This window comes from Nocardia asiatica NBRC 100129, from assembly GCF_000308415.1.
GTDB classification, from domain to species: domain Bacteria; phylum Actinomycetota; class Actinomycetes; order Mycobacteriales; family Mycobacteriaceae; genus Nocardia; species Nocardia asiatica.
Genome location: NZ_BAFS01000018.1, coordinates 20,281 through 29,470 on the forward strand (window position 1 = coordinate 20,281; position 9,190 = coordinate 29,470).

Sequence of the window (9,190 nt, forward strand, 5' to 3'; positions counted from 1 at the left end):
TACGCGGTCGAGCTTCTCGGCCATGGAGAGTCGCGGCTCCGGCGGCTTGACTGGGAATCACCAGCCGGATCGAGCGCGACTTCGGCGGAGTTCCCAGCAGGAGGAAGTCATGACCGCCACACGTCTCGCCGCACTGGTGCTCGCCACGCTGGCGACGGGCCTGATCGCGGGCCTGTTCTACGCGTACGCCAATTCGGTGATGCCCGCGCTCGCCCGTACCGACGACCGGGCGATGATCGACGTGATGCAGAAGATCAACGTCGTGATCATCAATCCGTGGTTCATGATCGCGTTCCTCGGCACCGTCGGCTGCACCGTTCTGGCGGCGGCGCTGCATCTGGGCCGGGAGCACCGCGGCACGCTGATCTGGATCGTGCTCGCGCTGGTGCTCAACGTCATCGCGTTCGCGGTGACCTCGGGGTTGAACGTCCCGCTCAACGACCAGCTGGCCGCCGCGGGCGATCCGGCATCGATCGCCGACCTCGCCGCGGTGCGCGCCGAATTCGAATCCGCGTGGGTGCGTTGGAACATCGTGCGCGGCGTCGCGCACACGCTGGCCTTCCTGGCGCTGTGCGGCGCTCTGTTCGCGGCAGGCGTCCAGCAGGGGAAGGCCACCGCGGCGGGCGCGCCGGGCCACGCAGTGCCGGGGCAGTACATGGCGGCGGACCGGTCCGTCACCCCCGCTTTCGGTCAGAGCTAGTTTCCGCAACGACCCGCCGGAATGTGCTCCGTCTGGGCCACTCAGTGCGGTAGCTTCCCCGGAAGACGAGACCGGACCGGGAGGCTATCGTGCGGCGTGTCCCAGGCTTTTCGTTGCTGATCGTTCTGCTCGCCGCGGTGTGGGTCACCGCGGGCTCGGCGCACGCGCGGGAGCCGCAGGAGCGATATCCGGTCGAGTACAACTTCTTCGCCGGGATTCCCGCCGAGCTGGCGAATCCCGGCGGTTCGCTGCCCGGCACCAACGACTGGTCCTGCCGGCCCGGCTCCGAGCACCCGAACCCCGTGGTTCTCGTACACGGCACGGGGGGTGGCGCTCAGACGAATTGGGGCGTGTTCGCGCCGTTGCTGGCCAACGAGGGCTACTGCGTGTACTCGGCCACGTTCGGCGCCTACGACCTGCCGTGGCCCGCCTCGGCCATCGGCGGCATGCTCCCGATCGAGCGCAGCGCCGCCCAGCTCGCCGCTTTCGTGGACCGGGTACGCGCCGCGACCGGCGCGGCCGAGGTCGACCTCATCGGCCACTCCCAGGGCAATTTCATCGGCAACTACTTCGTCAAGCGGCTCGCCGGCGCGAGCAAGGTGGACAAGATGATCGGGCTGGCTCCGCCCTGGCTCGGGTCGAACGCAGGCGGCATGGCCGACCTGAACGAGTTCGGCACGCGAATGGGCCTCGGCCCGTTCTTCGACGCCGTGGCCGGATCGCCCTGCATGGCCTGCCGCCAGGTGCTGCAAGGCTCGGAGTTCGTGCGCGCGCTCAACGCGGACGGTGTGTACCACCCGGACGTGCGGTACACCAACATCGCTACCGAGCTGGACGAGCTGGTGGTGCCTTACACCTCGGGACTGGTCGCCGGGCCCCGGGTGACGAATATCGTGGTTCAGGACGGCTGCGAGACGGACTACTCTGGTCATACGGGCATAGCGGGCAGTCGAAGGGCCGCGACCTACGTGCTCAACGCGCTCGATCCCGCACATCAACGCCCCGTGCCCTGCGGCTAGGACGACCCTTACACCGGGTAGGCAGCCCAGGTCGTACGTGTGCGGTGGAGTTCCGATCGGCGAGTGTTCTGTTCGCTGAGGGCAAAACCCGGCCGGAAACGAATCCCCCGCCGCCCACGTTATGAGTGAATGACCGTGCTGCTGCCGGTCGGCAATAGGGTGGACCGGCGGCGGCGGCATCTCCCGCCAACTAGAGTGGAGGCGGGGGCCGCAACCCCCGGGCTTCATGGCAGGCTGACGCCCACGGTTGTTGTACACAGCACACTGCGGCGTCTGTTGCCAGAATGTCGGAGCAGGAGAGTGAGGGAGCGATGTTCGAGAGGTTCACCGACCGCGCGAGGCGTGTCGTCGTCCTGGCCCAGGAAGAGGCCCGGATGCTCAACCACAACTACATCGGCACCGAGCACATCCTGCTGGGGCTGATTCACGAGGGTGAGGGCGTCGCGGCCAAGTCGCTGGAGTCGCTCGGCATTTCGCTGGAAGGCGTGCGCAGCCAGGTGGAGGAGATCATCGGCCAGGGCCAGCAGGCCCCGTCCGGTCACATCCCGTTCACCCCGCGCGCCAAGAAGGTGCTGGAGCTGAGCCTTCGCGAGGCGCTGCAGCTCGGTCACAACTACATCGGCACCGAGCACATCCTGCTCGGCCTCATTCGTGAGGGCGAGGGCGTGGCGGCGCAGGTGCTGGTGAAGCTGGGCGCCGACCTCAACCGTGTGCGCCAGCAGGTCATCCAGCTGCTGTCCGGGTACCAGGGCAAGGAGCCGGTCGAGTCCGGTTCGCGCGGTGAGGCGGGCACTCCGTCCACCTCGCTGGTGCTCGACCAGTTCGGTCGCAACCTGACCCAGGCCGCGCTGGAGGGCAAGCTCGACCCAGTCATCGGCCGCTCGAAGGAGATCGAGCGCGTCATGCAGGTGCTCAGCCGCCGCACCAAGAACAACCCGGTGCTGATCGGCGAGCCCGGCGTCGGCAAGACCGCCGTCGTCGAGGGGCTCGCGCAGGCCATCGTCAACGGCGAGGTCCCGGAGACGCTGAAGGACAAGCAGCTCTACACCCTCGACCTGGGTTCCCTGGTCGCGGGCAGCCGCTACCGCGGCGACTTCGAAGAGCGCCTGAAGAAGGTGCTCAAGGAGATCAACACCCGCGGCGACATCATCCTGTTCATCGACGAGCTGCACACGCTGGTCGGTGCGGGCGCCGCCGAGGGCGCCATCGACGCGGCCTCGATCCTGAAGCCGAAGCTGGCCCGCGGCGAACTGCAGACCATCGGCGCGACCACGCTCGACGAGTACCGCAAGTACATCGAGAAGGACGCCGCCCTCGAGCGCCGGTTCCAGCCGGTGCAGGTGGGCGAGCCGACCGTCGAGCACACCATCAACATCCTCAAGGGTCTGCGCGACCGCTACGAGGCCCACCACCGGGTCTCCATCACCGACGGCGCGCTGGTGGCCGCCGCCACCCTGGCCGACCGCTACATCAACGACCGGTTCCTGCCGGACAAGGCGATCGACCTGATCGACGAGGCGGGCGCTCGGATGCGCATCCGTCGCATGACCGCTCCGCCGGACCTGCGCGAGTTCGACGACAAGATCGCCGAGGCGCGCCGGGAGAAGGAGTCCGCGATCGACGCGCAGGACTTCGAGAAGGCCGCCCGGCTGCGCGACAAGGAGAAGCAGCTCGTCGCCAAGCGGGCCGAGCGGGAGAAGCAGTGGCGCTCGGGTGACCTGGACGTCGTGGCCGAGGTCGACGACGAGCAGATCGCCGAGGTGCTGGCGAACTGGACCGGTATCCCCGTCTTCAAGCTCACCGAGGAGGAGACCACCCGTCTGCTCCGCATGGAGGACGAGCTGCACAAGCGGATCATCGGCCAGGAGGACGCGGTCAAGGCCGTCTCGAAGGCCATCCGCCGCACCCGGGCCGGCCTGAAGGACCCGAAGCGTCCGTCCGGCTCGTTCATTTTCGCCGGTCCGTCCGGCGTGGGTAAGACCGAGCTGTCCAAGGCGCTGGCGAACTTCCTGTTCGGCGACGACGACGCGCTCATCCAGATCGACATGGGCGAGTTCCACGACCGCTTCACCGCCTCGCGGCTGTTCGGTGCCCCTCCGGGCTACGTCGGTTACGAGGAGGGCGGCCAGCTCACCGAGAAGGTGCGCCGCAAGCCGTTCTCGGTGGTGCTGTTCGACGAGATCGAGAAGGCCCACCAGGAGATCTACAACACCCTGTTGCAGGTGCTCGAGGACGGTCGTCTCACCGACGGCCAGGGCCGGACCGTGGACTTCAAGAACACGGTGCTGATCTTCACCTCGAACCTCGGCACCTCGGACATCTCGAAGGCCGTCGGCCTCGGCTTCACGCAGAGCAATGCCGAGGGCTCGAACTACGAGCGGATGAAGCTCAAGGTCAACGACGAACTGAAGAAGCACTTCCGGCCGGAGTTCCTCAACCGCATCGATGACGTGATCGTCTTCCACCAGCTCACCACCGAGCAGATCGTCGAGATGGTGGACCTGATGATCAACCGCGTCGCCACGCAGCTGAAGAACAAGGACATGGCGATCGAACTCACCGAAAACGCCAAGAACCTGCTGGCCAAGCGTGGCTTCGACCCCGTGCTCGGTGCCCGGCCGCTGCGCCGCACCATCCAGCGCGAGATCGAGGACCAGCTGTCGGAGAAGATCCTCTTCGGCGAGATCGGCCCCGGCCAGACCATCTCGGTCGACGTCGAGGGCTGGGACGGCGAGGGCTCCGGCGAGGACGCCAAGTTCACCTTCACCGGTAAGGCGAAGCTGACCAAGGCCCAGACCGAAGAGAAGCCCGAAGTCGTGCTGACCGGCGCGGCGGAAGGTTCCACCGAGGCCGCCTCGGGCGAGTAAGTCGCGACTCGAAGGCCCGTGTCCACCGGATGACGGTGGGCACGGGCTTTTTCTCGATCGGGCTGTCGGCCGTCGTGGTGGTCGGCCGAAAACCCGCAGTCGCGGGGCGAGTGAAAATATTCATGCCGAAAGATGGCGCCGAAGGGCATACCGGAGGCGTCGGGTGCGCTTCTTCGCTCGGAATACGCCCGGGTGCGGTCCCCGCAGTGATTTACCAGATAATTGCCAGGGCTCATCGGTCCTGAAAATTTACGATTGCTAGAAAATTGCTATTGCTGCGATATCGAGGTGCTGCGAACGGCGTATCGCCATGCCGCGGCGGATAATGGCGGCGTTCCTGTTCGGTTACTGCCAGCCCGGGCAGACCAACCCCGATTCGTAGGCCAAGGACCCACCAGTTCGGTGCGGTCTCTGGCGTTCAGTTCGGTGAGAATGCGGCTGACGTGCGTGCGGGCGGTGGCGGGGCTCATGTAGAGGCGTTCACCGGTCTCGGCGTTGGTCAGGCCCTCGGCGACCGAAGTCATCACTTCGCGCTTGCGGTCGGGTGAGTTCGGCGAGCGTGGCCGGTGGTTTTCGCGCGCGCGGAGAATTCCGCGATCAACCTCCAGGTCACGCACGGGGACAGCAGGGCATCACCTGCGGCCACCATGCGGACGGCACGCACGAGATCAGCCGGTTCGGTGTGCTCGACCAGGAATCCGGTCGCGCCGGAGCGCAGCGCCTCGAAGACGTACTCGTCGAGCTCGAACGTGGTCAGCACTACCACGCGCACCCCGGCCGACCTCGGCGATCACGCGGGTGGCGGCCAAGCCGTCCAGGATCGGCATGCGGATGTCCATCAGGACCACGTCCAGGCCCAGGACGTGGGTCATGCGCGCGGCCTGCTCGCCGTTGTCCGCCTCGCCGACGACCTCGATGCCGTCCTTGGCATTCAGCAGCGCGACGAAGCCGCCGCGCACCAATGCCTGGTCGTCGGCAACGAGAACCCGTATGTCGCCGGACGGCCCTCTGCCCCGGCGCCGTTCCCGGGCGGACGGAGTCGTCGCGCGTCGCGTCTCCTTCGCCGTCGGCCGGGTCGTGTAGTGGCGTCATCGCCGCGCGCGACCGGCCCGGGTGCTCGTTCGCCCGGCCGCCTCTGCCGGCCGATGCTGTGGTCCGCCCGCCGTTGTACGAGACCCGGCGGTTCGCGTCGGCGATGTCCGAGGTCGTCTGCGGTGCATTGCTGCCCGCCGGTGTGGCAGTAGTTCGCGGCTCGGCGAAGTGCGCGTCTGTGGTGTCCGTGGGGGTGGTGCGCGGTGTTTCACCGCCCGCTGGTGTGGTCCGTGTCGGCGTGGCAGTTCGCGGCTCGGCCGGGCTTGCGTTCGTGATCTCCGCAAGGGTCGTAGGCCGTGCCTTGCCGGCCGCTGTTGCCTTCTCTGCCGTAGTGGCGGTAGGCGTCGATGGGGGCAGGTTTCGCGATCGCGATGTGCTCTCGGTCGGCGATGTGGCTCCCGGTTCAGGTGCCTGGGTGGGCAGCCGGGCCGCGACCCGGAATCCGCCGCTGGGGCGCGGACCCGCGGTGAGGGCGCCACCGAGCGCGTGGGTGCGCTCGCGCATGCCGATGATGCCATTGCCGCCGCTGGTGCCGGAGCGTGCGGTGGCACTGGTCGGCCGAGTGTTGTCGACGGTGATGTCGACCGAGTCGGCGCTGTAGCGCACGGTCACCGTCGCGTCCGCGCCGGGCGCGTGACGCAGCACGTTGGTCAGCGACTCTTGGACGATCCGCGCCGCCGCGACGTCGATGACGCTGGGCAGCTGTTGCGGTGTGCCGATGATCCGGGTGTTGACCGTCAATCCGGTGGTGCGGGGGCGCAGCAACAGATCGTCCAAGTCTCCGATGCTCGGCGAGGGGGTGCGCGGGGCGGGCGGCGGCTCGACCGCTGCCTCGCCCGGGCCCTCGACGCTGTCACCGTCGCTCGAAGCACGCTCGGGCGCAGCCGTATTGCGGTTGCGTGCGGATCGGCGGCTGCGGCGTCGGCTGGTCTCCTCCGGGGCGGCGTCGGCCGTGGCCGGTTGCTCCTCGTCCTCGGCCGTGGCGGTGCCGGAGCGGATGGTGTGCAGCAGCGTGTGCACCTCGGTGAGCGCGTCGTGGCTGGCGTTCTTGATCGCGGTGAGTGCCGTCTCGGCCTGCTCCGGGCGCTTGTCGAGTAGTTCCAGCGCGACGGAGGACTGCGCGTTGATCATCGAGAGACTGTGTGCCAGCACGTCGTGCAGTTCCCGCGCGATGGCGAGGCGCTCCTCGCTGGCCCGCCGCTCATGCTGCGCTTGCTCGTCCCGGCGCGCGGCTTCGGCGCGCTGCCTGCGCGCGACGAGCACGGCCTTGCGCTGCCGGATCGCCTCGGCCGCTAGCAGCAGAACGACCAGCCACGCCGACAACCCGAAGATCTGCCACAGGTGCGCGGCGTGGCCGAGCAGCGCGGGCAGCAGCCAGACCAGCGTCAGATATCCGATCGGGACGAGCGGGTAAGTCCACCACCGTGATCCGGCGCTCGCTGCGGTGAGGAAGGCGACGACCAGCGCGAGGAAGATCGGCCCGTATCCGTAGCCGCACGCGAGATACGCCACGCACACGGCCAGCGTCACGATCAGCACGGGCACCGGTTGTACGCGCCGCCAGATCAGCGCCACCGGCCCGGCCAGCAGCAGTACATAACCGACGACGTCGAGCGAATGCACCCCCGTCTGCCGCATATTCGCGAAGGTGCCGCCGACCAACTGCACGGCGGCCACGACGAGCGCGACCCCCCAGTCCCAGCCGACCGAACTTCGATCCGTCATCCCTGCCACCCGCACGCACGTAGCCTATGCGGCTCGGTCGTGATTCGACGTCCGCCTGGGAACCTATTTCGCGGGAATCGCACCGATTCGGAGATTTGCCGGACGTCGAACCGGATCAAGTGGCATCGCCGCTTCCGCTTGCCCCGCCTCCGGGATGCTGGTCGGTGGTCGGTGGTCCGTGTCGGCGTGACACGTGAGGCATGCCCCGGCTCGCGACCCCGTGAGTCCCGTGAGGCGTGGCCCGTACTGCTGTGAATTCGTGCCCCGTGCCGCGCGGCCCGTGAGCCGTGAGTCTGGTGAGGCGTGGCCCATGTGTCGTGAGCGGTGAGTCGGAGCAGGCGTGGACGGTGGGTCTGTGGGTCTCGTGAGGCACGGTCGGCCGTTGGAGAGCTGTTAGTCCGTAAGGCGTGGTCCGTGTGCTGTGAGTCCGTGACCCGTGAGGCCTGCCCCCGGCTCGTGAGCGGTGAGTCTCGTGAGGGCGGCCCAGGTGTCGTGAGCGGTGAGTCGGAGGACGTGGTCTGTGAGTCCCGTGAGGCAGGGGCCGCCGTTGGAGAGCCGAGAGCAGTAATTCCCGTGAGACACGGCCCGTGTGCTCGGGGTTCGTGACCCGTGACCCGTAGTTCGTGGTTCGCGGGCGGCGTGACCCATAAGGCGTGGAACTATGAGGCGTGGCCCGCGGTTCGTGTGTCGTGAGTGGGCTGGGGGACCGGTGAGGCGTGACCCACGGTTCGTGCCCCCCGGTTCCTGAGCCGTGAGCCGTGAGCCGTGAGCCGTGAGCCGTGAGCCGTGAGCCGTGAGCCGTGAGCCGCGAGTCACGAGTCACGAGTCACGAGTCACGAGTCATGTGAAACCCTGAGCACGGAGTACTGACGCGGCGATCGAGCGGAGTGCATCGGTGATCTGTTCGGAGGTCAGTCCGCGCTCGCGCTGTTGCCGATAGACCTCGGCTGCCAGCGGGGCGAGAAGCGGATCGACCATGGCGTCCGGCTCACGCATTCCGCCCGCGATCAACAGCGCCCGCACATGCGCGTACCAAAAGCCGTAGGCCCCCGTCGTGTAACGCGCTCCGCCTATCTCGGCTCCCAGAACCAGATGTGCGTGCGTGTCCAGCAATTCGACCATCGCGGCGTAGAACGCCGCCAGCCGCTGCGCCGGCGGAGCGCCGGGACCGAGCGGCGGCGGGCCGGAGAGCAGTCTTTCTTGCAGCGCCCGTTCGTGTTCGTCCAAGAGGGCTACCGCGACCGAATGGGTGTCCGGATAGCGCCGGTACAGGGTGCCGCGGCCGACGCCCGCGGCCTTGGCGATGTCGTCCATCGTCACCGCGCGGGGCTCCCGGGTGGCGAACAGCTCCGCGGCGGCGGCGAGCACCTTGGCCCTGTTGCGTGCGGCGTCCGCGCGTTCCGCGGGGGCCGCCGACGGGCCCGGCCCGGCGGCGAGCAAGTCGGATCGGGGTTCCATGCCGTGACTGTATCCGATTACGAGATAAGTGGACAGTATGTCCACATGTGTCCTATGGTCGACGAGAACGAATCGGACACTACGTCCAGTTAGGTGAAGGTTCATCATGAGCACGTTGTTGCACCTCGACGCCAGCGCCCGCCGACAGTCGATCAGCCGGGAATTGAGCGCCGCTTTCGCCGACGCATGGCGCACGCGACTTCCCGAAGGCGGTTACCACTACCGTGACCTCGCGGCCGATCCGGTGCCGTTCATCGGTGCGGCGTGGACCGAGTTGTGCGACGCGGTTCTCACCTTGCCGAGTACGGACCTGGACCGGCTCGGTGACC

General features: G+C 67.9%; 8 protein-coding genes and 1 pseudogene. 4 read left to right on the forward strand and 5 right to left on the reverse strand.

The window, feature by feature from the left end:
- Nucleotides 1-109: 109 nt before the first annotated feature.
- From ON27_RS02235 to ON27_RS02245, 3 genes are all read left to right on the forward strand, one after another.
- Nucleotides 110-700 carry an anthrone oxygenase family protein gene (locus tag ON27_RS02235; RefSeq protein ID WP_051046141.1) on the forward strand — a complete coding sequence of 197 codons (591 nt, stop codon included), beginning with the start codon at nucleotides 110-112 and terminating at the stop codon, nucleotides 698-700.
- An 89-nt stretch (nucleotides 701-789) separates the two neighbouring features.
- Nucleotides 790-1,719 carry an esterase/lipase family protein gene (locus ON27_RS02240; protein ID WP_043718557.1) on the forward strand — a complete coding sequence of 310 codons (930 nt, stop codon included), beginning with the start codon at nucleotides 790-792 and terminating at the stop codon, nucleotides 1,717-1,719.
- A gap of 311 nt (nucleotides 1,720-2,030) precedes the next feature.
- Nucleotides 2,031-4,586 (forward strand): ATP-dependent Clp protease ATP-binding subunit, encoded by a 2,556-nt coding sequence (locus tag ON27_RS02245; protein WP_043718560.1) that lies wholly within the window; start codon nucleotides 2,031-2,033, stop codon nucleotides 4,584-4,586.
- Nucleotides 4,587-4,855: 269 nt separating this feature from the next.
- On the opposite strand, the gene ON27_RS44575 is transcribed toward ON27_RS02245, so the two are convergent.
- From ON27_RS44575 to ON27_RS02260, 5 genes and pseudogenes are all read right to left on the reverse strand, one after another.
- Complete coding sequence (locus ON27_RS44575) at nucleotides 4,856-5,110, reverse strand: response regulator transcription factor (protein WP_245559755.1); 255 nt, start codon at nucleotides 5,108-5,110, stop codon at nucleotides 4,856-4,858.
- Nucleotides 5,110-5,358, reverse strand: a complete 249-nt coding sequence (locus tag ON27_RS44580; RefSeq protein WP_245559756.1) for a response regulator — start codon at nucleotides 5,356-5,358, stop codon at nucleotides 5,110-5,112. The genes ON27_RS44575 and ON27_RS44580 overlap by 1 nt, the downstream gene beginning before the upstream one ends.
- On the reverse strand, nucleotides 5,255-5,545 hold the full coding sequence (locus ON27_RS44585; protein WP_245559752.1) for a response regulator transcription factor: 291 nt from the start codon (nucleotides 5,543-5,545) through the stop codon (nucleotides 5,255-5,257). Before ON27_RS44585 ends, ON27_RS44580 begins: the two co-directional genes overlap by 104 nt.
- Nucleotides 5,546-6,677: 1,132 nt before the next feature.
- Nucleotides 6,678-7,403, reverse strand: a pseudogene (locus tag ON27_RS45330) (histidine kinase dimerization/phosphoacceptor domain-containing protein); the annotation flags it as partial.
- 840 nt (nucleotides 7,404-8,243) lie between these two features.
- Nucleotides 8,244-8,861 (reverse strand): TetR/AcrR family transcriptional regulator, encoded by a 618-nt coding sequence (locus tag ON27_RS02260; RefSeq protein ID WP_043718563.1) that lies wholly within the window; start codon nucleotides 8,859-8,861, stop codon nucleotides 8,244-8,246.
- Between the two features lie 106 nt (nucleotides 8,862-8,967).
- Here ON27_RS02260 and ON27_RS02265 point away from each other — a divergent pair.
- The coding region (locus ON27_RS02265; protein ID WP_043718565.1) for an NAD(P)H-dependent oxidoreductase at nucleotides 8,968-9,190 on the forward strand (223 nt) is incomplete at its 3' end.

What these genes read in the sequence shown, in the direction of transcription:
- ON27_RS02235 (WP_051046141.1), top strand. Translation starts at nt 110, where the DNA reads ATGACCGCCACACGTCTCGCCGCACTGGTGCTCGCCACGCTGGCGACG.
- ON27_RS02245 (WP_043718560.1), top strand. Translation starts at nt 2,031, where the DNA reads ATGTTCGAGAGGTTCACCGACCGCGCGAGGCGTGTCGTCGTCCTGGCC.
- ON27_RS44575 (WP_245559755.1), bottom strand. Translation starts at nt 5,110, where the DNA reads ATGACTTCGGTCGCCGAGGGCCTGACCAACGCCGAGACCGGTGAACGC.
- ON27_RS02260 (WP_043718563.1), bottom strand. Translation starts at nt 8,861, where the DNA reads ATGGAACCCCGATCCGACTTGCTCGCCGCCGGGCCGGGCCCGTCGGCG.